This window comes from Flavobacterium reichenbachii (genome assembly GCF_002217435.1).
GTDB lineage: Bacteria > Bacteroidota > Bacteroidia > Flavobacteriales > Flavobacteriaceae > Flavobacterium > Flavobacterium reichenbachii.
Map to the genome: position 1 here is coordinate 1 of NZ_MUHF01000003.1, position 25,529 is coordinate 25,529.

At 36.3% G+C, this 25,529-nt stretch carries 13 protein-coding genes; 12 read left to right on the forward strand and 1 reads right to left on the reverse strand.

Annotation, left to right across the window (positions count from 1 at the left end; all coding sequences use genetic code 11):
- Positions 1–252: 252 nt before the first annotated feature.
- The 9 genes from B0A68_RS03550 (at position 253) to B0A68_RS03590 (ending at position 16,326) form a co-directional block, all read left to right on the forward strand.
- The gene (locus B0A68_RS03550; protein ID WP_205623785.1) at positions 253–3,321 is read left to right on the forward strand and encodes a SusC/RagA family TonB-linked outer membrane protein; all 3,069 of its coding nucleotides are present in this window, start codon (positions 253–255) and stop codon (positions 3,319–3,321) included.
- Positions 3,322–3,332: 11 nt separating this feature from the next.
- On the forward strand, positions 3,333–4,955 hold the full coding sequence (locus B0A68_RS03555; RefSeq protein ID WP_051892797.1) for a RagB/SusD family nutrient uptake outer membrane protein: 1,623 nt from the start codon (positions 3,333–3,335) through the stop codon (positions 4,953–4,955).
- 29 nt (positions 4,956–4,984) lie between these two features.
- On the forward strand, positions 4,985–6,109 hold the full coding sequence (locus tag B0A68_RS03560) for a SusE domain-containing protein (protein ID WP_035684689.1): 1,125 nt from the start codon (positions 4,985–4,987) through the stop codon (positions 6,107–6,109).
- 59 nt (positions 6,110–6,168) lie between these two features.
- Positions 6,169–7,353, forward strand: a complete 1,185-nt coding sequence (locus B0A68_RS03565; protein ID WP_035684685.1) for a glycoside hydrolase family 76 protein — start codon at positions 6,169–6,171, stop codon at positions 7,351–7,353.
- 121 nt (positions 7,354–7,474) lie between these two features.
- Entirely contained in the window at positions 7,475–9,283 is a 1,809-nt protein-coding gene (locus B0A68_RS03570) for a glycoside hydrolase family 2 protein (RefSeq protein WP_035684683.1), read from the forward strand.
- A 37-nt stretch (positions 9,284–9,320) separates the two neighbouring features.
- Positions 9,321–10,751 (forward strand): glycoside hydrolase family 125 protein, encoded by a 1,431-nt coding sequence (locus B0A68_RS03575; RefSeq protein ID WP_035684680.1) that lies wholly within the window; start codon positions 9,321–9,323, stop codon positions 10,749–10,751.
- Positions 10,752–10,783: 32 nt separating this feature from the next.
- Entirely contained in the window at positions 10,784–12,964 is a 2,181-nt protein-coding gene (locus B0A68_RS03580) for a GH92 family glycosyl hydrolase (protein ID WP_035684677.1), read from the forward strand.
- Positions 12,965–13,028: 64 nt separating this feature from the next.
- Positions 13,029–14,984, forward strand: a complete 1,956-nt coding sequence (locus B0A68_RS03585) for a glycoside hydrolase family 97 protein (RefSeq protein ID WP_035684674.1) — start codon at positions 13,029–13,031, stop codon at positions 14,982–14,984.
- 19 nt (positions 14,985–15,003) lie between these two features.
- Positions 15,004–16,326 carry a sugar porter family MFS transporter gene (locus tag B0A68_RS03590; protein ID WP_035684671.1) on the forward strand — a complete coding sequence of 441 codons (1,323 nt, stop codon included), beginning with the start codon at positions 15,004–15,006 and terminating at the stop codon, positions 16,324–16,326.
- A 243-nt stretch (positions 16,327–16,569) separates the two neighbouring features.
- Here the strand turns inward: B0A68_RS03590 and B0A68_RS03595 are convergent, their stop codons facing one another.
- Positions 16,570–20,535, reverse strand: a complete 3,966-nt coding sequence (locus B0A68_RS03595; protein ID WP_089069685.1) for a hybrid sensor histidine kinase/response regulator transcription factor — start codon at positions 20,533–20,535, stop codon at positions 16,570–16,572.
- Between the two features lie 381 nt (positions 20,536–20,916).
- On the opposite strand from B0A68_RS03595, the gene B0A68_RS03600 reads away from it, so the two are divergent.
- The 3 genes from B0A68_RS03600 (at position 20,917) to B0A68_RS03610 (ending at position 25,504) form a co-directional block, all read left to right on the forward strand.
- On the forward strand, positions 20,917–22,074 hold the full coding sequence (locus B0A68_RS03600) for an endo-1,4-beta-xylanase (protein WP_035684666.1): 1,158 nt from the start codon (positions 20,917–20,919) through the stop codon (positions 22,072–22,074).
- A gap of 24 nt (positions 22,075–22,098) precedes the next feature.
- Positions 22,099–23,142 carry a glycoside hydrolase family 43 protein gene (locus B0A68_RS03605; protein WP_035684664.1) on the forward strand — a complete coding sequence of 348 codons (1,044 nt, stop codon included), beginning with the start codon at positions 22,099–22,101 and terminating at the stop codon, positions 23,140–23,142.
- A 193-nt stretch (positions 23,143–23,335) separates the two neighbouring features.
- Positions 23,336–25,504, forward strand: coding sequence for a TIM-barrel domain-containing protein (locus B0A68_RS03610; protein ID WP_035684663.1), 2,169 nt, complete (start codon positions 23,336–23,338; stop codon positions 25,502–25,504).
- Positions 25,505–25,529 lie beyond the last annotated feature (25 nt).

Here is a 25,529-nt window from a genome sequence, read left to right on the forward strand (position 1 = left end):
TTACTAAAACGTTTTAGTATGTTTGCTATGAATTAATATGTTAACATTACGAGTATATTTTTAACGATTGAATTTTGCCGGAACTTTTAATCGTTTAGAGAAAAATTTACAAGTATGTTTTAAAATATTTAATAAGGCTTTATAATCTTGAGAAGCCTTCATTAAACTTCAGTATTCAATTCAAAAAAGGCTAACTAACCAAAAATTTTCATGATGAAACAATCAAATTGCAGAAAGAAAAGGATGCTGTATATGCATTTTTTTCTCACAATTTTTCTCATTTGTGGCAGCTATCACCACCTTGCTGCCCAGAATCAAAAAACTCAAGTTACCGGAGTTGTTACTTCTCTCTCAGACCATTTGTCTCTTCCGGGAGTTTCTATTATTGATGTAAGCGATCCCAGAAATGCAGTTAATGCAGATTTTGACGGGCATTACTCCATATCGCTCAAAAACGGTAACACTACTTTACGATTTACTATGATTGGCTATAAACCAATGGAGGTAAAAGTGAATAACCGAAGTGTAATAAACCTCGCAATGGACTTAGATGTATCTGCTCTTGATGAGGTTGTTGTTGTGGGTTACGGAACCCAGAAAAAAAGAAAAGTCACCGGAGCAATAGACCAAGTGGCAAACGAAGCCTTTCAGGGAAGACCAAATGTAAATGCCACGCTGGCTTTGCAGGGAAAAGCACCGAGTTTGACCATTCAGCAGACCAACTCTGAGCCTGGTGCAGGATTAAACATTAATATTAGAGGTATAAGTACGTTAGGAAATAACAGTCCGCTGATTGTTATAGACGGTATTACAGGAGGTGATATTAACGCCTTAAATCCTGCTGATATCGAAAGCGTATCTGTATTAAAAGACGCTGGTAGTGCGGCTATTTATGGATCAAGAGCCAGTAATGGAGTAGTTCTTATTACCACCAGAAAAGGAAGTAAAAGCCTCCCAATGTCGGTTCAATACAGCAGTCTTACAGGATTTAATACTCCTAAATACTTTACTAAGCCCGTACACGGGTATGAAAATGCTATGCTGCGAAATGAAGCTGCATTTAATTCCGGTGAAACAACGGGTGTATTTACGACTGCTCAAATTGCAGATTTAAAAGCAAAAGGAGATACAGAATGGTTTGCAGAAGAAATTGTGAAACCGGCACTTCAGCTAAATCAAAACCTTTCGATTTCTGGCGGAAACGAAAACTCAACTTATTTAGTATCATTAGGATATTTAGATCAGGGAAGTACTTTTGTCGGACCTAAAAAAGGAATGGAGCGTTACAACTTTAGAATAAACCTTACCAATGAGTATGGCAAATTTAAACTTACATCGACTTTAGCTTATTCTAAACAATTAATTAATGATCACTCGTCAAACACCAGTACATTGATGGTGGATGCTTTTAGAGTTCCGTTATATTACAAGCAAAAAGACGAAAACGGCAACTTCCTTACCAACGATGTATTACAGCAGTTTAACTCGCTGGGAATTTTAGAAGAAGGTGGTTTTAGAAAATATGATAACGACGATGTATTTGGAGCTTTAAATGCCGAATTTAAAATCACAAAATCATTAAAAGCAAAAGGTGTTTTTGGAGGACGTTTATGGTCAGGTAATTTGTTTACTCGTGTGAAACAGGTTAATTTCCTTACGCAGGGAGTATACGGTGCAGATCGAGATACTAATGATGAATCTAAAAAAAGTCTTGACCTGAATACACAATTTATGTTAGAATATGCCAAAGCCTTTGGCAATCATAACGTAGGAGCATTACTTGGATATTCAAACGAAAATCACTCTGAAAGAAGATCTGCTTTATATACAAAATTTAATGATCCCGATTTAGGCACGCCGACTAGTGATACTGTAATCGGAAAAAATTCATATAATTCTAACGGAACAGATCCTGACGGTAATCCGGCTTCTTCAAAAAACAGTCTGAATTCGCTTTTTGGTCGTTTAACATACGATTATAATGATAAATATTTTGCAGAATTTAGTTTTAGATACGACGGTTCATCAAAGTTCAGCGAAGATTACAGATGGGGATTCTTTCCTTCTGGAACACTTGGTTATGCGTTGACAAAAGAAAATTTCATGGAAAGCTACAGCAATAATGTTGGTAATATTAAGCTGCGAACTTCTTACGGAATTCTTGGAAATCAAAACGTTGGAAACTATCAATATCAAACGACCTATTTTACTTTTCAAAATGCATATGGGTTTAACAATGCAAGTGTAAGCGGTACGGGATATAATTTCTCAAATCCGCAGATACAGTGGGAGAAAGCAGCAACTTTTAATGCAGGTATCGATGCAGATTTCTTTAAAGGTGCCTTGTCATTTTCATTCGATTATTTTGATAAAGTAACATCAGATATACTTGTGCCGCCACAGGTTCCGGGAGTTTTTGGTACGGCACTGCCTCGATTTAATGCAGCGAAAGTAGGCAATAAAGGATGGGAAATTACAGCTACTTACAGACATAGAGGAAAAGTATTAAATCATAGTCTGACCGTTAATTTTGGAGATTCTAAAAATAAAGTTCTGGACTACGACGGAGGAGATGAAAAATTAACAGGAGTTGAAGAGCTTCAGGTTATTCTTCGTGAAGGACTTCCTTTTAATTCATATGTTGGGTTAAAAAGAGATGGAATTTTTCAAAATCTGGAAGAAATACAGGGAGCTGCAGTTCCGGAAGGAATTACAGTACAGCCGGGAGACAATCGCTATGTTGATGTAAACAAAGACGGAAAAATTGACGATAAAGACAAGTTTATTTTTGGTAATCCATTTCCAAGATATACTTACGGAGCTACTTATAATTTAGATTATAAAAATTTCGACTTGAGTATTTTTATTCAGGGAGTCGGAAAAAGAACTATGATGATAAGAGGTGAGCTTGTAGAGCCATTTCATTACAATTATGGTATGACAATGTATACGCATCAATTAGATTACTGGACGCCACAAAATCCAGATGCAAGATATCCAAGACTTGCTAATAACGGTACACAGTCAAATACAAATAATTTTAGAAGAGGTTCTGATATGTATTTATACGATGGAGCTTATGCAAGGCTGAAAAATGTACAGATAGGGTATTCATTATCAGATGATGTTGCCAAAAGTTTAGGGATGAGTAAGTTCCGCATGTACATTTCAGGGCAGAACCTTTTTACGCTGTCTAAAGTGAAATTTGTCGATCCGGAACTTTCAGAATTCAACAACAGTATGGAAGTTAGAGGTGCTAACAGCGGAAGAGCTTTTCCAACGCAGGTTTATTACGGAATGGGTGTTGATATTACCTTTTAAAAAAAATGAAAATGAAAAATATATTCAATAAAATAAAATTCATACCAGTACTGCTCTTACTCTTAGTAAGCTGCGAAGATCTGGACCTGGCACCTGAAAATCAATTTACAGATTCGAACTATTGGACAAGTGTAGATAAGGCGCAGACTTTTTTGAACACCGCCTATTCGCAAATGCAGAAAAGCCAGTATTTCTTTTATAACGAAGCATTATCAGACAATGCTTATAACGGAAGAGGAGATAACGCCGGCGCAGCCTCGATTGCAGCGGGAATTTATGATCCATCTTTAGCAAGAATAAAAGAGGAGTGGAATGATCGATATGCCGGGATTAAAACCTGTAATCTTTTATTAGAAAACATAGATCGTGTGCCCAATGCAGATCCGGTTATAATTGCCAGAATGAAAGCAGAAACTCGTTTTTTAAGAGCATTTCAGCACTTTCAATTGACAACTTGGTTTGGAGATATTCCGCTTTTAAAGAAAGATCCCTCTTTAGAAGAAGCTTCAAAAATCAGCAGAACACCACATGCAGAAGTTGTTCAGTTTATATTGAGCGAATTGGATGCAATTATGCCGTCCTTACCAAAAAATACCCAATATGCTGCAGCAGACAGAGGTAGAATTACCGTAGGCGCTGCAGCTGCACTAAAAGCAAGAGTACTTTTGTATGAAGGCAGATGGGAAGAAGTGGCGCAGGTAACACAGCAATTTATGGCTTCTGCTTACGGAACATACAGCTTGTTTGCTTCTTACGAAGGTGTTTTTCTACAGCAGAATGAATACAGCAGCGAAGACATTTTAAGTTTACAATATGTACCGCAGTTTAGAATGTGGGGAGAATTCTTTGATATGGCACCGCTTTCTGCCGGAGCAAGATTAAATGCACTAGCTCCAACTCAGGAATTAGTGGACAGTTATTTAATGCTTAACGGAAAAAAAATAAACGAAGCAGGATCTGGATACAACGAAAATAATCCATATGTAAACAGAGATCCCAGACTTACTGGTACGGTAGTATACGATCAATACAATTGGAAAGAAGGAGACGGAAGTTCTCATATCATTTACATCAAACCTGGAACGTCGCAAGGAAGTGCGGCAGATGAATTTGTACAAGGATCATCATCAACATCTACAGGTTATTATACCCGTAAATATTATGATGTACAACATCAAACCTCTTTAAACTCAGGTCTAAATTTAATGTTGATTCGTTATGCTGATATATTGCTGATGCATGCAGAAGCTAAAAATGAGTTGAACCAAATGACCAGTGCAGTTTGGGATCAAACCATCAGGTTGTTAAGAAACCGTGCCGGGTTTACAGATGCAGCGGCTTTATCTTTTAATAGCACATTAGGACAAACAGGTCTGAGAGAAGTAATAAGAAATGAGCGCCGTACAGAACTTGGTATGGAAGGCTTAAGAATATTTGACATAAGAAGATGGAAAACAGCCGAAAATGTTTTGAATGGGTATGCCCACGGAGCAAAATTCGGAGTATTATCTGTAGACAATGGATATTTAAGAGTAAATCTAAGAACTTTTGATCCTGCCAAACATTATTTATGGCCAATACCAAGAGATGAACGCTTGATTAATACTAATTTATCTCAAAATCCAAATTGGTAAAAAGAACTAACTAACCTAAAAATAAAAACATGAAAAAGATATATTCAAAATTATTATTACTGCTATGTGCAGTAGTTCTAGTAAGTTGTGACAACGACGAAACAATGAGCCATACCAATGTAACCGCTGTAAATGCACTTTATTCTCCGGCAAACAACAAATTTTTTGATCTTGGTGCACAGAGTTCTGCCGTTTTTGAATGGGAAGGTGCTAAAGCAGAAGATAATGGAGTAGTGCTTTATGATGTGGTTTTTGACCGCGAAAGCGGCGATTTCTCTAAACCAATTTATGTAATGCCTTCTGATGGTAAAGGATTTCAAAGAACATTAAACATTTCTTTTACTGAGCTGAACAAAATTGCAGGTTTAGCAGGGATCGAGTCTCTGGCCATTGGAAAATTAAAATGGACAGTTTATTCGTCTAAAGGAATAAATGTTCAAAAATCGAGCGTTTCTGGAATAATCGAAGTACAGAGACCAGGCGGATTCCCGCCGCCAGATCAGTTGTTTATTACAGGTACAGGGTCTGAAACCGGAGAAACAGTGGCAGATGCACAAGCTTTTAAGAAAATAGGTACTTCAAAATTTGAAATCTATACGAAGTTAAAAGCAGGAACTTATAAGTTTATCACAAGAAAAAATGGTACTCCGGAAGTTTTTTACATTAACGAAGGAGATTTAAAAGAAGATGGTGCCTCGACTTATACAGGAGACAGCAAGGTCTATAAAATCAGCGTTGATTTTAGTGATGGCTCTACAAAGATGACCGAAATTAAAAAAATCGAATTATGGTTTCCTCCAAGAAGCGAATATCTTTTTGAATACACATATTCAGGTGGTGGAATCTGGAAAGCAGCAAATAAACAGATTGTATTTAAACAAGAATCGTGGGGAAGAGACGAGCGTTATAAATTTAAGTTTACAGTTGTAAATGGCGGCACAACCAGCGAAGAATGGTATGGCAGCGTAAACAGCGACAATAACAGACCAGACGGAAATGTGGCTGCTTCGTATTGGTACATGGTTCCCGTAAGCAGCGATTTTTGGGCTAATAGTTTCAAATTTGCCTCTGCGGTAGACAACAAAACGGTAAATGCAGAAATAAATTTTAGTGCAGCATCTCCGGCATATACTCACAGTTTTACAATACAATAAATAACCCATAACATCTCTTAAAGTGTTATTTAAGAGATGTTTATTAAATGAAATATATTATGAAAAAATTATTTTCAACACATTATACAATCTTATTGCTTTGCGTAGTAGGATTTGGGTTATTGACTGTTTCATGTGATGACGATCCAATTCCGCTGCGTGATCCAAATGCTGAGGTCGGACCAGAATTCAAATATACCTGGACGCAGACAGCCGATTCTTTACAGCTTTCAACCTATAATAATTACCTGGGATCAAACGGAACATTTGTACAAAACAATGCCGGAAACAGTACTTTTAATTATTGGCCCAATGCGCACGTTCTGGATGTTCTTGTAGACGGTTATTTAAGAACAGGCAGTGAAAATTATAAAACAAAAATGAAAGCCTTATTACAGGGCATCAAGGTAAAAAACGGAAATAATACCTATAATAATGTTTTTAATGACGATATGCTTTGGCTGGCAAATTCCTGTCTTCGAGCGTATAACGCAACAAACGATCAGGAATACAAAGATGCAGCCGATTTTTTATGGGAAAGAATAAAACTGAGCTGGAGTGATGTTTTTGGAGGTGGTATTACGTGGAAACAAAATACACCAAAACAAAAAAATGCAGTTTCAAATGCTCCGGCAGTAATTCTTGCCATGAGACTTTACGAAATAGACAAAGATGCAGATGATTTGGCATGGGCGAAGAAAATTTATGCATGGCAGAAAAGCAATCTTGTAGATCCGGTTTCGGGTGCCGTATGGGATAATATTTCAGAAGAAAACGGTGTTGTGGTTACCAATAAGGATTGGGTGTTTACCTATAATATGGGAACCTGGATTGGGGCTGGCATCAGACTATACAAAGCTACCAACGAGCAGACTTATCTCGACGACGCTGTAAAGTCAGGAAGAACAGTATTAACAAGCCCGAAATTAGTTTCTGAAGGAGTTCTAAAAGATGAAGGTCAGGGCGACGGCGGATTGTTTAAAGGAATTTTGGTACGCTATTTTACAGAACTGATCGAACAGCCCACTATTAATTCTACAGATAAAGAAAAATTTGCTGCATTTTTGAAATTCAATGCACAATCATTTTATAAAAAAGGAATTTTGAGACCTGCAATGCTTTCCGGAAACAATTGGAAAACAGCTCCGTCAGCCGGAGCAAGTGTAGATCTTACCACACAGTTAAGCGGTGTTATGCTGATAGAAGCAGCTGCAAAACTGGATAAAGAAGGATTTTTTGATTAATTAAGTTAGTAGTTTGTTTAGTAATTTTTGTAATACCTGAAGGAAATAAACAGCCTTCAGGTTTTATACTATTTAGCGGTTTGACAGAAATCATAAGCTGGAATTTCAAAAAACAATTGTAATGAAAAATAAAATCATAATTATACTTTTTCTCTTTGTATGCCTTAAATCGACTGCGCAATGGAAACCACAGGGAGATAAAATAAAAACAAAATGGGCAGAACAAGTAGATCCAAATCGTACGCTGCCGGAATATCCGAGGCCGATAATGGAAAGGAACCAATGGAAAAATCTTAATGGTTTATGGAACTATGCTATACAGCCCGCAGGACAAGCAGCGCCAAAAGTTTACGACGGAAAAATACTCGTTCCTTTTGCTGTTGAATCAAGCCTTTCTGGTGTAATGAAAAAAGCAGGATCAGAAAATGAACTGTGGTACGAAACCAATTTTACAATCGACAGCAGCTGGAAAAATAAAGATGTTTTATTGCATTTTGGTGCCGTAGACTGGAAAACAGAAGTTTGGATTAATGATGTGAAAATTGGCACACATACGGGAGGATTCGTCCCTTTTAGTTTTAATATCACCCCTTTCTTAAACAGTAAATCTCAAAAATTGGTTGTAAAAGTTTGGGATCCTACCAGCGACGGGACACAGCCAAGAGGAAAACAGTCTAAAAATCCTGAAAGTATCTGGTACACTCCAGTAACCGGAATCTGGCAGACCGTTTGGTTAGAACCAGTCAGCAAAAAGCACATTAATAACCTGCGAACCACACCAGATATTGATAGAAATACAATTAAAATAGCGGCAGAAGTTGAAGGAAGTACTGCTGGAGATATTGTCGAAATTACCGTATTTGACGGCAAAAAAATAGTGGCGTCTGAAAAAGCGGCCGCGGGTCAGTCTTTAGAAATTGTATTGAATGAACCAAAATTATGGTCGCCGGATTCGCCGTTTTTGTATGATATTAAAGTCAAATTAATCAGCAGTGGTAAAGTTAATGATGAGGTTAAAAGTTATTTTGCAATGCGAAAAATTTCTTCAAAAAGAGATGATAACGGCATTGTGAGAATTCAATTAAACAATAAAAATTGCTTTCAGTTTGGTCCTTTGGATCAGGGCTGGTGGCCCGACGGATTGTATACTGCTCCTACAGACGAAGCTTTGCAATATGATCTTATCAGAACAAAAGAGCTGGGTTTTAATATGATCAGGAAACACGTAAAAGTAGAGCCGGCAAGATGGTATACTCATTGTGATAAAATGGGTATCTTAGTATGGCAGGATATGCCAAACGGAGACGACGGACCAATTTGGCAGATGCACAAATATTTTGAAGGAACAGAGCTCAAACGAACTGCACAATCTGAAGAAACGTACAAAAAAGAATGGAGAGAGATTATGGATCATTTATATTCTTATCCAAGTATCGTGGTTTGGGTGCCGTTTAACGAAGCCTGGGGACAGTTTAAAACTGTAGAAATTACAGAATGGACCAAAAATCATGACCCAAGCCGATTGGTAAATTCTTCCAGTGGCGGCAATCATTTTCAAACAGGAGACATGTTAGATATTCACCATTATCCGGGTCCGGAATTAAAATTATACGATGCCCGAAGAATCACAGTTTTAGGAGAATACGGCGGAATTGGACTTCCGGTTGCCGGACATTTATGGCAGACAGATAAAAACTGGGGATATACACAGTTTAAAAACAATGACGAAACTACAGCCAAATACAAAGAATATGCAGAACAGCTCAAAACGCAGGCAAAAGCAGGATTTTCTGCAGCAGTTTATACTCAGACCACAGATGTTGAGGGCGAAGTAAACGGATTTATGACCTATGATCGTAAAATTGATAAAATGAACTTTTCTGAAGTAAACAAGATCAATAAAGAAGTAATTAATTCTATTAATAAATAACAAAGGGCTTCTGCCTTTAATTTTAAAATATACAACAATGCAAAGAAGAAGATTTATACAAAATGCAGCTTTATTTGGCAGTTTAGCCCTTATCGATCCTATGGAAATAATTGCAGGAACTAAAATGGTCAAAGATTTTCCTATCGTGAGAGTTGCAAAAGGTAAAAGAAATTTTGAAAGTGATTTTATTGAAAGAACAATTGCAGAGTTTCAAAAGAACGTAAAAGACAAAGAATTAGCTTGGTTATTCAACAACTGTTTCCCCAATACACTTGACACCACGGTAACCTATTCTCAAAAAAATGGAAGACCGGATACCTATGTAATTACGGGAGATATTGATGCAATGTGGCTCAGAGACAGTTCTGCCCAAGTATGGCCGTATATGGCTTTTGCAGGGAAAGATGTAAAACTAAAAAACCTGATTGCAGGCGTTATCAACAGGCAGACAGAATATATATTAAAAGATCCGTATGCAAATGCGTTTTACAACGATCCGAACAAAAAAGGCGAGTGGACCACAGATCATACCGATATGAAACCCGGAGTTCACGAAAGAAAATACGAAATAGATTCTCTTTGTTACCCAATCAGACTGGCGTATAATTACTGGAAAAATACTGGAGATACGGCTCCATTTGATGAAAATTGGGTAAAAGCTATTAAAACAACGCTAAAAGTATTTAGAGACCAGCAGCAGAAAAATGGTAAAAATCCGTATACTTTTCAACGAACAACTCAATTTGCCACAGATACAAGACCGCTAAAAGGATACGGATATCCTGTTAAACCAGTAGGTTTGGTTTGCTCCGCCTTTAGGCCAAGTGACGATGCAACCGTTTTTTCTTTTTTAATTCCGTCAAACTTCTTTATTGTAGCAAGTATGAAACAAGCGGCAGAAATGTTTGAAAACATTAAAAAAGATACTGCGACAGCCAAAGAATTAAAAGCTTTATCCGAAGAAGTAGACCAAGCAATTAAAGAACATGCAATTGTAAAGCACCCTAAATACGGAGATATTTTTGCTTTTGAAGTAGATGGTTTTGGCGGTCATCTGCTTATGGATGATTCTAATGTTCCAAGTTTATTAAGCCTGCCGTATTTAGATGCCATCGATGTCAATGACAAGATTTATCAAAACACCCGAAAATTTATACTTTCAGAAGACAATCCGTTTTTCTTTAAAGGAAAAGTAGCCGAAGGAGTCGGAGGTCCGCACGTAGGTATGGATATGATCTGGCCAATGTCGCTTGTTATGAGAGCTTACACGACATCAGACCAAAATGAAATAAAAGAATGTATCAAAATGCTTAAGGCTTCTCATGGTGATACCGGTTTTATGCATGAATCTTTTCACAAGGATGATGCTAAAAATTTCACAAGATCATGGTTTGCCTGGACCAATACATTATTTGGTGAACTATTGTGGGACACGTATCAAAAGCATCCAAAATTACTAGAACTGTAACTTATTTGTAACAAGTTTTAAATTTTTATAAAATGATAAAATTTAACAAGAATCTCGTTCTTGCAGCCCTTTCTATGTCAATTTTTGGCTTTAACATGGCGGCACAAAAATCTGGAGGCGGACTTGCAAAAGGAAAATATACCGCTTTGGTAAACCCATTTATAGGTACTGCACCTTTATTAGATACCAAGATAATTGGTTACACACCGCCATCAGATATGAGAGTTTGGGCAGGATTGGTTTTCCCGGGTTCATCAGTTCCAAATGCAATGGTGCAGTTAAGTCCAATGACAAAATACAGATCTGGTGCAGGATACGAATACGAAGACACCGAAATTTTAGGATTTACCCATACCAACAAAGGACATTGGAACCTTTGTCATATTCCGCTTTTGCCCGTTCCCGACGGAGCAGTATTTCCATACAAATCATCCTTTAGCCACGATCAGGAAAAAGCAAGTCCGGCGTATTATGAAGTATATTTAAAAGACTATAATGTACAGGTAAAATTAACTTCAACATTGCGTTGTGGTGTGCACGAATATACTTTTAAAAATAACAAAGCACGAAAAGTACTTTTTGATTTAGGAAGAGCAAACAATCATGTAGACGACTGGCAGATTAAGCAGGAAGGCACAAATGCCGTAAGCGGTTTTCAAAGAACCGGAGGCGAAAAAATATATTTCTACGCCGCATTAAGCAGTCCGATAGACAAGTTAGATATAAAAGATAGTGCAAAAAGCGGCGGTTATGCTTTGGTAAACATCAAAGATGGAGACATTAAACCCGTAACAGTAAAAATAGCTTTGTCTTTTGTGAGTGTAGAAAATGCAAAGGAAAATCTAAAAGCTGAGGTTGGAGATAAAAACCTTGCTAAAGTTTTTGAAGAAGGAAGCCTAAAATGGGAAAACCTGCTTTCTAAAATTCAGGTAAAAGGCGGTAACGAACAGCAGAACGTAATGTTTTACAGCATGTTGTACAGATCTTTTTTATGGCCGGCTTTACGAAGCGATGTAAACAAACAGTTTGTTGATGAAGCAGGAAAAATTCGAAAAGAAAATTACCATTATTATACACTTCCGTCTTTATGGGACGATTACAGAAATAAGCTTGTTTTGTTGAGCATTGTGTCACCAGATGTTACCAGCGATGTGATAAGTTCGATTATTAATGAAGGAGAAATTAAAGGTTTTATTCCAACATTCTTTCATGGAGATCACGCGGCATCATTTATTGCAGGTTCCTACATGAGAGGAATTAGAAATTACGATGTTAAAAAAGCATATCAATTATTATTAAATAATGCCTATAAAGAAGGCGGAACAAGACCTCATATTGCCGAATATATTGCAAAAGGATATGTACCGGAACAAGATATTAAAAATCCTGTAATAGAAACCAAAGCAAATGCCGGTGTTACAAAAACCCTGGAATATGCTTATGATGATCACGCACTTTCTTTATTAGCCAAAGAATTGAACGATACAGAACATTACAATGATTTGGTAAAACGTTCTAAAAACTATGCAAACGTATTTGATAAATCGACCACTTTTATGAGAGGAAAATTGGCAGATGGTTCGTGGGTTACGCCATTTAATCCAGAATTTCCGTATTACGAATACATGTACAGAGAAGCAAATGCATGGCAGGTATCATTTTTTGCACCACAAGATATGCCGGGATTAGTGCAGCTTTACGGAGGTGCAAAACCTTTTGAAGCAAAGCTGGATGAGTTCTTTACCAAACCATGGAATCCGAATTATATTGCCTGGAATATTTCTGGTTTTATCGGGCAGTACTGTCACGGAAATCAGCCCGATCATGAAGCGCCATTTTCCTATTATTTTGTAAATAAACCAGAGAAATCTCAAAAGAGAATCGACGAAATATTAGATACAATGTACGGAATCGGTCCAGAAAAACTGGCCATGTCCGGTATGGATGATGCGGGCGAAATGTCTTCCTGGTATGTATTTGGAGCACTTGGCTTGTATCCCTTATCTCCTGCAGATCCTGAATATATTGTAACGGTTCCTATTTTTAAAGAAGTTTCATGGACTACATCAGCGGGCAAAAAAGTAACGATTAAAAACCCGAATGGAAAAAGAAATCTGGAAACTATAAAAGTAAACGGTTCTAAAACTGACAGTTATTTTATTTCGCACGATTTGTTTAAAAATGGAGGTGAAATACAAGTGATAACAAAATAAAAAGAGTAGTAACTGCAGCAGCGTCCCGTTTTTATGGGACGCTGTTCATATAAAATCGATCGGAATGAAAACTATTAGATTATTGACAGGTTTACTTTTAGTATTAGGATGGAATAATTATGCCCAAAAGAAAAATTTTGAAGTTATTTCTCCCAATGGAGAGCTTAAAGTTTCGATTGTTTTAGACGATAAAATTTATTATTCCATACACATCAATAATGAAGAATTAACATCAAAAAATCATTTGGCATTACGTCTTAAAAATGAAATTTTAGGATTAAATCCCAAATTAACAGGCAGTAAATCAGGACACATAAAAGAAGTTATCAAACCTCTTGTTCCACTAAAATTTTCAACAGTTGCCAACGATTATAATTATCTGATTTTGAGTTTTAAATCAGGTTTTTCAGTTGAATTTCGGACTTTTAATGAAGGAATTGCGTATCGTTTTATAACTGCAAAAAAAGGGGAAATAGAAGTGCTTCAGGAAGATTTTGCAGTTCATTTTCCAGAAGATTACCTGCTCCATTTACAGCAGCCGGAAAATTTCAAAACCTCTTATGAAGAAGCCTATTCTCAGACAAAAGTAAAGGATTGGAAACCTTCTGATAGAATGTCGGAGCTTCCTGTTTTAGTAGATTCAAAAAAACAATACAAAATACTAATCAGCGAATCAGATCTTTCTGATTATCCCGGAATGTTTTTAAAAGGAACAGGAAATGGTATTGTATCGACTTTTCCAAAAGTGCCTTTAGAATTTGGTCCGGATGGCGACAGAAGTCTTAATATTTTAAAAGAAGCCAATTATATCGCTAAAACTACCGGAACAAGAAATTTTCCGTGGCGTTATTTTGTCATTACAAAAAATGACAAACAGCTCATAGAAAACACAATGACGTTAAAGCTTGCTCCCAAAAGCGAGCTAAAAGACGTGTCTTGGATAAAACCCGGACAAGCCAGCTGGGAGTGGTGGAATGGTGCATCTCCGTATGGTCCAGATGTTAATTTTGTTTCAGGATATAACTTAGATACGTATAAATATTATATCGATTTTGCCTCAAAATTTGGTGTAAAATATATCATTATGGATGAAGGCTGGGCAAAAAGTACAGAAGATCCATATTCACCGAATCCAAATGTAAATGTTCAGGAACTTATTCGTTACGGAAAAGAGAAAAAAGTAGGCATCGTTTTATGGCTTACGTGGCTTACCGTTGAAAAAAACATGGAACTTTTTAAAACCTTTAAAGAATGGGGAATTGCGGGCGTAAAAATTGACTTTATGGATCGCAGCGATCAGGTAATGGTAAATTATTATGAAAAGGTAGTAAAAGAAGCTGCTAAAAATCAAATCTTTGTCGATTTTCATGGCGCTTTTAAACCCGCTGGTCTGGAGTATAAATATCCTAATTTAATCTCCTACGAAGGCGTAAGAGGAATGGAACAAATGGACGGATGCAAACCGTATAATAGTTTGTTTCTTCCTTTTATACGCAATGCCGTCGGACCAATGGATTATACGCCCGGCGCCATGATCAGCATGCAGCCGGAAGTGTACCGATCGGAGCGGCCAAATTCGGCAAGTATTGGCACCAGAGCATATCAGATGGCTTTGTTTGTAGTTTTTGAAAGCGGTTTGCAGATGCTGGCAGATAATCCAACCAATTATTATCGGGAAAAAGAATGTACCGATTTTATAACTTCTGTTCCCACAACCTGGGACGAAACCAAAGCTTTAGAAGCTCAGACAGGACAATATGCTGTTGTAGCCAAAAGAAAAGGAACAAAATGGTTTATTGGAGGCATCACAAATAATAATCAAAAGGATAGATCTTTTGATATAAAACTAGATTTTCTAGCTGCAAAAAAATACAAAATGACATTTTTTGAAGATGGAATAAACGCAGGTTATCAGGCAATGGATTACAGAAAAAAAAGTGCAGTTGTTAGTAATCAGGATAATATCAAAATTAAAATGGTCCGAAATGGAGGATGGGCTGCAGTTTTAGAAGAAATTTAGAATATTAAAAAACGCTATTATGAATAAAATATTTTTATGGTCCATTACGGCAGCTCTGGCTGGATTTTTATTTGGTTTTGATACCGTTGTAATTTCTGGTGCCGATACCAAATTGCAGCAATTATGGCATACCTCAGATGTTTTTCATGGTTCTGTTGTTATGGCAATGGCATTGTGGGGAACAGTTGTAGGAGCACTTTTCGGCGGGATTCCAACGAATGCTTTAGGACGGAAAAAAACACTTCTTTTAATTGGAATTTTATTTTTAGTATCCGCAATAGGTTCAGCCTTTTCAAATGATCCTTGGACTTTTGCTTTTTTTCGTTTCCTGGGCGGATTAGGAATCGGGGCATCAACAATTGCAGCGCCGGCCTATGTGTCAGAAATTGCGCCGCCAAAAGACAGAGGACGATTGGTTTCTCTTTATCAATTTAATATTGTGTTCGGAATCCTGATGGCATTTTTATCCAATTATCTATTAAAAGATGCGGGCGAAAATGCATGGCGATGGATGGTTGGCGTAATGGCTTTTCCAGCTCTGTTTTACACCATAATTGTGTTGACAATTCCGGAAAGTCCAAGATGGCTGCTTTCTAAATCCAAAGTTGTTGAAGCCAAAGCTATTTTATCAAAAATTGATCCCGCAGCCAATATCGAAAATTTAATGCACGAACTTCACATCGGACAAAATGAAAATGAGAATCTAAAGAAAGAAACTATCTTTTTAAAGAAATATAGATTTCCATTAATGCTGGCATTTTTCATTGCGTTATTCAATCAATTTTCTGGTATAAATGCTTTTTTATATTACGCTCCAAGAATTTTTGCCGAAGCAGGTTTAGAAGAAAGTACTGCATTAATGAGCAGTGTCGGAATTGGTCTGACTAATTTAATTTTTACACTTATCGGTGTTTTTTTAATTGATGTTTTGGGGCGGAAAAAATTAATGTATATCGGCTCTATTGGTTACATTGTATCCTTAGGACTTGTGTCAATTGCCTTTTATCTAAAATGGCAGGGTATGCAGGTACCCATTTTTTTATTTTTATTTATTGCCTCGCATGCTGTAGGTCAAGGCGCTGTAATCTGGGTTTTTATATCAGAAATTTTTCCAAATCACCTAAGAGCAAGCGGTCAGGCATTTGGATCTTCAGTGCATTGGATTTTGGCAGCAATCATACCGTCAATGGTTCCTTTTTTATTTTCGACAATTGGACCAGGAACCGTATTCTTAATTTTTGCCGTGATGATGGTGTTTCAATTGCTTTTCGTAATTTTTATGATGCCCGAAACCAAAGGAAAATCCTTAGAAGAACTTCAGCAGACTATTTTAAATAAATAAGATTAGAATTAATAACGCATCATAGTCTATATTCAGTAATAAAATCTTTTGAGATTGAATTAAAATACATTCCTGATGATGCGTTGTTTATATAGTCATACTCTAAAATCTAAATCTAGCATCTAACATCTTGCATCTTGCATCTTTCCTCTAAAATCTAGCATCTATTCTCTAACATCTATTCTCTAACATCTTGTCTCTTGCCTCTTGTCTCTTCCCTCTAACATCTAAAAAAAACCACCCTCAATCCTTCAAATCCTTCCCTCCATTATTAATAAATTCAGAAGGCGACATCGAGAAGCTTTTCTGAAAATTTCTGCTGAAACTAGACTGCGAATTGTAACCCACTATTTCTGAAATTTCATAGACCTTATATTTGCCGGAAAGTAATAATGAAGCCGCCTTTTTTAAACGGGCATTATTAATAAGTTCGTTCGGACTTAAATTGGAGATATCCTTTATTTTTCGGTACAAAGTAGAACGGCTCATGTGCAGGATATCCGCTAACGAATCGACGCTTAAGTTCGTATCCGCCATATTCTGATCGATAATATCATCTAGCTTTTTAATAAAATCCTCATCGACTTTATTGTGAGCAATAGTTTTTAAATGAGAGAGAGGAGAGCTTGCATAAAACTCCATAACATGACGTCTGTTTGATAATAAATTATCAATCTGAGCCAGTATAAAGTCCATCGAAAAAGGTTTCGAGATATAAGCATCAGCCCCAGATTCCAGTCCCTTAATTCGGGATTGTACGGCACTTAAGGCTGTTAATAAAATTACCGGAATATGACTCGTTTCAATATTAGATTTAATGCGGCCGCATAATTCGATTCCATCCATTACAGGCATTGTAATATCACTGATTACAATGTGAATGGTCTGGTTATGAATTACTTTTAAAGCTTCTTCTCCATTCGCCGCTTTAAAAATTTTATACTCCTTGCTGAGTTCTTTGCTCATAAAATTAAGCAGTTCCAGATTATCTTCAACAATCAGAATCTGCGTTTTTATGTTTTTAGCTGTAATCTCACTTTCAAATTCTTCACTGGTTTCTTTTACAGTGTTTTCAGATGTGTCTTTATAAAGATGGAACTCACTTTGCTGGCGCAGTGGCAGCTGTAAAACAAAAGTATTCAGAGAATCGTCTAAAAACTGTAGTTTTAAAGTTCCGTTATGCAGTTCTGTTAATGAGTGCGCAAGTGATAATCCAATTCCGGTACCCGTCTGCGTTTCAGAACCTAATATTCTAAAGAAAGGCTCAAAGATTTTATTTTTAAGGTTTTTCGGAATCAAATTTCCATCATTCTTCACTATGAATTCCAACGAATTTTCATCTCGGAACAACGTTATAATCACTTTGCTTTTGGCATATTTTACAGCATTACTAATCAGATTACTTAGGATTTTTGTAATCGCTTCCTCATCAACAAAAGCATAAATGTCTCTTTCGCCCAATTCCAATTCAAAATCGATATTTTTTTCTTCTATTAAAGGCGTAAATTGAGATTGCAATTGTTTCACCAGCACCGAAATATTTGTTTCCACAAAAGTCAATCCCAAACCTTCAATTTCTGTTTTTCTAAAATCCAGCAGTTCATTAACCAAATTCAATAAGCGCGATGTATTTTTCTCCATTATCGATAAATTCTGCAGAATTTCCGGAGACTCATATGTTCTTTTGAGCAGACTTTCTAACGGACTTTTAATTAAAGTTAATGGAGTTCTGATTTCATGCGCAACATTCGTAAAGAATTCAAACTTAGCGTGATAAATTTCCTTCTCTTTCTCATTATTAAGAATAGCAATTTTTTGATTATTTTCCTTAATATTGATGTTGTGATACCTGCGTAAAAGCCAGTAAAGACAGCCGCTTATTATTAAAAAATAGAAGAAAAAAGCATAACTGCTGGCCCAAAACGGAGGTAGAATTGCAATGGCAACAACAGCTTCTCTGCTCCAGATTCCGTTGGCACTCAACGATTTTACTCTAAATTTATAATCACCCGACGGAAGTTCTGTAAAGAATACTTTATTGTTTTTGTTTAAGTAAACCCAGTCGTCATTAATACCGTCCAATTTGTACCAGTATTGTGTAAGTTCCGGCGCTGTGTAACTTAACGATGCAAAATCAATATTAAAATTAGATTGATAATTTTTTAAAGTAATCTTCTTGATATAAGAAACAGATTCATCAAGCGGAGAACCTTCATCATTTACTACAACATCCTGATTGTTTATTTGAAGTCCGGTAATAAATATGGGCGGATTATATCTATAGGTTCCGAAATTTTTAGGATTGAAACTAATCATGCCATTTAGATTTCCAAAATACATATCTCCATTAGAATCCTTAAAAGCCGAATTGTAATTAAATTGATCGCTCAGCAGACCGTTTGCGGTACTGAAGATTTTAACCGATTTCGCTTTATAATTAAATTTGACTAATCCTTTTGAAGTTGTAATGCACAGATTTTGTTTATCATCCTGCAGAATAGAATAAATCACATTACTGGGAAATCCATCTTTTGTAGTGAATTTGGTGAATTCTTTTTTTCGCGTATCAAATAAATTCAAACCATTTTCGGTAGCAATCCAAAGATTATGCTGTTGATCCTGGAAAATCGAAGTTATAAAGTCATTGCTAATACTTTTGTCATTATTAAAATCGTGTCTGTAAACTGCTTTTTCTTTAGTTTTTGAATTGTAATAAAAGAGTCCGTCACGATAAGATCCGGCCCAGAAATTTCCGTCCTTGTCTTTAAACATGCAGGTATAATGCGTAGTTTCAGAAAAATGATCAGAAATTTTAAAACTATCAGCTGCATCATCGTATAAATAAATTCCCAACGAAGTCACGACATATAATTTCTTTTCGGGAGTTTCGTAAAATGTCACAATAAAATCACTTCTTAAATTACTCGAAGTATGATCGTAATGTTTTACTACTTTTCCAGATGCGGCATCCATGATATCAAGGCCATGCTCAAAAGTTCCGATCCAGATTTTATTTTCTCTTGGCAGTACAGCATGGATATTGTAAAACGAAAGTCCTGATTTTGTTCCGTCGGGCTGAAAATTGATGAATTTCTTGGTCTGCAGATTAAATTTATTAATTCCTGCATCTTCGGTGCCAATCCAGAGATTTCCCTGATTGTCTTTATGAATTTCACGCACTGCACTTCCTACAATTGCATTTTCACTCTTTCGCGGAAAGTATTTTTTAAACTGGTCGTATTGTTTCTGATGGTAATTTACGCCGCCAAAGTAAGTTCCTATCCACACACCATTTTCTTTATCAATAGTAATGCAATATGCTGCATTGTCTGATATGGCATAAGGATCGCTCGGACTCTTTCGTAAATTTTTGATCCTTTTATCTTTTAAATTGTAAATAGAAACTCCCGATTCGCTGGCAATCCACAATTCATTTTTATTCTTTTTAAACTGTCTGATAAAAATTGGTCTTTCCGGACCGTTAATAAAAGTTGAGGTTTTTCTGCTCGGAATATCATATTTGTAAACCCCGTGGTCGCGTGTGCCAATTAAAATTGAATTTTCGTCTAAGGCATAAATAACAGAAATAGAAAAAGTGCTGTCAGGCAGTTGAACCGCAATTTTATCAAAACTTTGAGTAGCTTCAGAATAGCGGTACAAATCATCATAAGATGACGCCCAGATTACTCCGTTTTTATCGCAGGTTATAGAAGTGGCATAAAAGGAATTTCTGCCGTCGAACATTGTGGTTTGTTTTGTGTCTACATTATATTTGACTAATGTTCCGATAGAAATGAACCACAAATTATTTTTAAAATCGTTGTCTATATCATTAATACGATTATTAATTGCTTCGTTTAAAAAAGTAAATTTTTCTAATTTTTTATCATACGAATACAATCCTTTATCTGTTCCAACCCAAATAAAATTTTTGAATTCATGAAGCGACTGGATATAGTTTATTCCTAATGATGTTTTGGGATTGGCGCCGCTGCGGAATGTTTTAAAATGATATCCGTCAAAACGGTTCAAACCATCTTTGGTGCCAAACCATAAAAATCCATCTTTATCCTGAATCGAAGCCAAAACGGTATTGTTCGACATTCCGTTTTCTACCTTATAATGTTTGAAATAATATTCCTGGCTAAAAATTGTAGTCGACAAAAACAAAAGACAAACGAATGTCGCTAGTTTAAAAAAACGCTGCATGTAAATGTTTTTATTAATTTTTTATAAAAAAATAACTTCTTCAAATGTGTCATCAGAATACATTTTGATTTGTATTGCGGTATTGACAATGCTTTATGGGATGATTTGAATCATTTGAACACAATTGTGAAACAAAATGAGATTAAAATTATGTTGGCTATATCCTAATTTGGTCAAAAATTAAAATGATATTTTTTTAATATATAAATTATAGTATTGATAAAAAACAACCAAATTATTTTAATAGAAATCAAAATAAAGGCAAATTCAACCGATGCAATATTACTTATATTTTTAATAATACAATATGAAATTTTAAAAAGATATGTCTAAGTCTTAATAAGCTGTCTAATCTCAAAAACCAAGTTAAAAGTAAAACCAATGAAAAATAAATTACTAGCGATTGCTCTTTTTTCAGTGCTGCTAATGGGCTGTAACAAAAGCAAAAATGAACCAAAGCCAGTCGAAAATTCTGAAGTAGAAAGAACAGTCTGGACCAAAGAAAAAGCTAACGAATGGTATGGTAAACAACCATGGCTGGTTGGCGCCAATTTTACACCGGGAAGCGCCATAAACCAATTAGAAATGTGGCAGGCAGCTACTTTTGACCCAAAAAGAATTGATCAGGAATTAGGCTGGGCAGAAAGTATTGGAATGAATGTAATGCGGGTTTATCTTCATGATTTACTGCATAAAGAGGATCCTGAAGGATTTTATAAAAGGATAGATGAATATTTGACCATTGCAGATAAACATCACATTAAAACATTGTTCGTGTTATTTGATTCATGCTGGGATCCGTTTCCGAAATCCGGAAAACAAAGAGCGCCGCAACCCTTTGTACACAACTCAGGCTGGGTTCAGTCTCCGGGTCAGAAAGCACTTCTGAATGAAAAACAAACTCCGCGATTAGAAAAATACGTCAAAGAAACGGTAGCTCATTTTAAAAATGACAATAGAATTTTAGGCTGGGATGTTTGGAATGAGCCAGATAATATGACTGGACCTTCTTATGAAAAGGTTGAAATTGCCAATAAAGAAGAATTAGTTTACAAGTTGTTAGAAAAAGCGTTCAAATGGGCGCGTGCAGCTAATCCTTCACAGCCTTTAACTTCTGGAGTTTGGGCAGGCGACTGGTCAGAAAAAGGGATGAAACCTATTTTTAGGCTGCAGCTGGAACAATCGGATGTAATTTCTTTTCACTGTTATGATAAACCTGCCGATTTAATAAACAGAATAAACGAACTAAAACGTTACGGAAAACCATTATTGTGCACAGAATATATGGCGAGACCAAACGGAAGCACTTTTGAAGGCTTTTTGCCAATTGCCAAAGAAAATAAAGTAGCCATGATCAATTGGGGTTTAGTAGACGGAAAAACACAAACAAAATTTCCTTGGGACAGCTGGACGAAAAAATATACCGGAGCACCGCCCGTATGGTTTCATGAGGTATTCAATTCAGACGGAACACCTTATAAAAAATCAGAAACCGATTTTATAAAAAAAATTACCACAGAAGTAAATCAAAAAAAATAAAGACAATATCAAATTAAAGCAGAAATGAATAAATACCTAATAAAACAAACCCTGTTCCTGATCTTATTTTGTATTGGAAGTCCTGTTTTACTGGCACAGCAAACGTTTTCCAATCCAATTTTAGAATATGGTGCAGATCCTTACAGTACATACCATAATGGCTATTACTACTACACTCATACCATGCAGAATCATTTGGTTCTTTTTAAAACCAAAAATTTAGCCGATCTAAAAAATGCTGAAAAGAAAGTTATTTGGACGCCTCCAAAAAATACAGACTATTCTGCTGAAATCTGGGCACCGGAATTTCATTTTATTAATGGTAAATGGTACGTATATTTTGCAGCAGATAATGGTTCTAACAATACACACAGAATGTATGTTTTAGAAAACAGTTCCAAAAACCCGATGGAAGGCGAGTGGATTTTTAAAGGAAAAATCGCCTCAAAAACAGATAAATGGGCAATTGACGGTAATGTTTTTGCTTATAAAAAACAATTGTACATGATCTGGTCGGGCTGGGAAGGCGATACTAACGGGCAGCAGAATATTTATATTGCCAAGATGAAATCTCCCACCCAAATTGAAGGAGACAGAGTGCTTATTTCCAGTCCGTCAAAACCATGGGAACTTCATGGTGCATTGCACGACGATATAAATCCGGCGCAGGTAAATGTAAACGAAGGACCTCAATTTATTTCAAACAAAAAGAAAGCCTTTATAGTTTTTTCTGCAAGCGGCTGCTGGACGGATAATTATAGTTTGGGTTTGCTCACCTTTACAGGAAAAGATAATTTATTAGATCCTTTGGCATGGGTAAAATCAGACCAGCCAATTCTTGAACAATCGGATAAGAATAAGGTTTATGCTCCGGGGCATAATTCATTCTTTAAATCACCAAATGGCAAAGAAGACTGGATTTTATACCACGCAAATTCAAATCCCGGAGAAGGATGCGGCGAAAAAAGATCTCCCAGAATGCAGCAAATAAAATGGGATAATAACGGAAATCCTGTTATCGGAGATCCAATATCTGAAGGAACTGCGGCAACTATTCCAGCGATGTGATTAATATATAAATATTTATCATAAACGGCCCTTAATTGCATTTTTTATTAAAAATAAAGCAGTAATAAACGCAGTTAGCAAAATTATAACTAAAAAACACAAAATAAGTCAATATTTTTATTTTTATACTAAAACGTTTTAGTAGATTTGTGTGTATTGATTTATAATAGTTTGATAACATTAAAATTTTAATATGAATTTTAAAACTATATTATTTTCCATATTTTTTATTTCGCTGGGAATATCTAAATCCGCAGCTCAGGAAGTTCCATTGCTTAAAACCTCGTTGGTGGGCAGTAGAATTGTAGAATTTGTACCAAAAGGTTTTGATAAAAGCAAGACCCCATCATTAATACTTTCTTCAGAACCAAAATCTAAAGGGAAGATGCCTGCAGACTGGTCACTCATTCCGGAGTTTACATTCAAAAATAATAAAGCAAGTGCCGTTTTAAATCTCAAAGGAGAAATAAGTTTATACGGCGGAGGAGAGGTTACCGGACCACTTTTGCGCAACGGGCAATCTATAAAATTATGGAATACAGATACGGGAGCTTATAGTGTTGAGGGCGGTAAAAGGCTGTATCAGACGCATCCGTGGGTTATGGGTGTGCGTCAGGACGGTACTGCTTTTGGAATCATCTTTGACAGTACCTGGAAAGCAGAATTAATTACAAACTCAGATCAGATCATTTATAATTCTGAAGGCGCATTGTTTAAAGTTTACATAATTGATAGAAAATCGCCTCAGGAAGTAATAAAAGGGCTTTCGGAATTAACAGGAACAATAAAATTACCTCCGCGCTGGGCACTGGGATATCATCAATGCAGATTTTCTTATGACAGCGAAAAACGTGTTATGGAAATAGCAGACAACTTTAGAGAAAAGAAAATTCCATGCGACGTAATCTGGATGGATATTGACTACATGCAGGGTTACAGAGTATTTACTTTTGACAGTGTAAGATTCCCGAATCCTAAGATTTTAAACGACAATCTTCATAAAAAAGGTTTTCGCGCCGTTTATATGATCGATCCTGGTGTAAAAGTAGATAAAGAATATTCGGTTTATAAAACCGGAACAGAAAATGATGTCTGGGTAAAGAAAAATAACGGCCAGGAATATCATGGTAAAGTATGGCCGGGAGATTGTGCTTTTCCAGATTTTACAAATCCAAAATCGAGAAATTGGTGGGCGGGACTTTACAAAGATTTCTTAAGCACGGGAATTGACGGCGTTTGGAATGATATGAACGAACCTGCTGTAAATGATAATGATTTTCCCGAAGATAAACGATTAGGCACGATGCCATATGATACGCCGCACAAAGGCGGAGGAAATCTGCCTTCGGGTTCTCATTTGCTTTATCATAATGCATACGGCCGATTGATGGTAGAAGCATCTTATGATGGAATTTTAAAAACAAATTCAGCTAAGCGTCCTTTTCTTCTCACCAGATCTAATTTACTGGGAGGACAGCGTTATGCAGCAACCTGGACAGGCGATAACTATGCCGGATGGGATCATTTAAAACTTTCGGTACCCATGTCGCTGACCTTAGGATTATCGGGCCAGCCCTTTAGCGGTCCGGATATTGGAGGTTTCTTAGGAGATACAAGCGGCGATTTATGGGCAAACTGGCTTGGTTTTGGAGCGTTTATGCCTTTTGCACGCGGGCATGCATGTGCAGGTACAAATGATAAAGAACCTTGGGCATACGGAGAAGCAATAGAAAAAACGTCGCGAATAGCTTTAGAGAGACGTTATCGTCTGCTGCCGTATTTATATACACTTTTTTACGAATCCTCTAAAACCGGACTTCCGGTAATGGCACCCGTATTTTTTGCAGACAATAAAGATTTGCGCCTCAGAGCAGAAGAACAAGCCTTTTTACTGGGAGAAAATCTTTTGGTGGTGCCTGCATTTGCCAAAAATCCAGTTCTCCCTTCTGGTATTTGGGAAGAACTAAATCTTGTTGAAGGAGAAAAAGAGGATAAATATCAGGCTAAATTGAGCATAAAAGGCGGCAGTATTATTCCTGCCGGTAAGATTATTCAGAATGCAGGAGAGAATTCGTTTGATCCCTTAAGTCTTTTTGTTTGTCTTGATAAAGAGGGTAAAGCAAAAGGGGAACTCTATCTGGATTCTGGTGAAGGTTTTGGTTTTCAGAAAGGAGATTATGCCTTAATGACTTTTAGTGCTGAAAAAAAGAATAATGTTGTTATCGTAAGAGTTTCTGATACAACAGGTAAAAGAAATATCAAGGAGGAAATAAAAGAAATTAATGTAAATTTAGTCCTTGAAGGTAAAACATATAAAGGTTCTGGAACACTCAAAGATGGAATTTCGATTATTGTAAAGTAAATTTCAAAATAGTAAACCAGCAAAT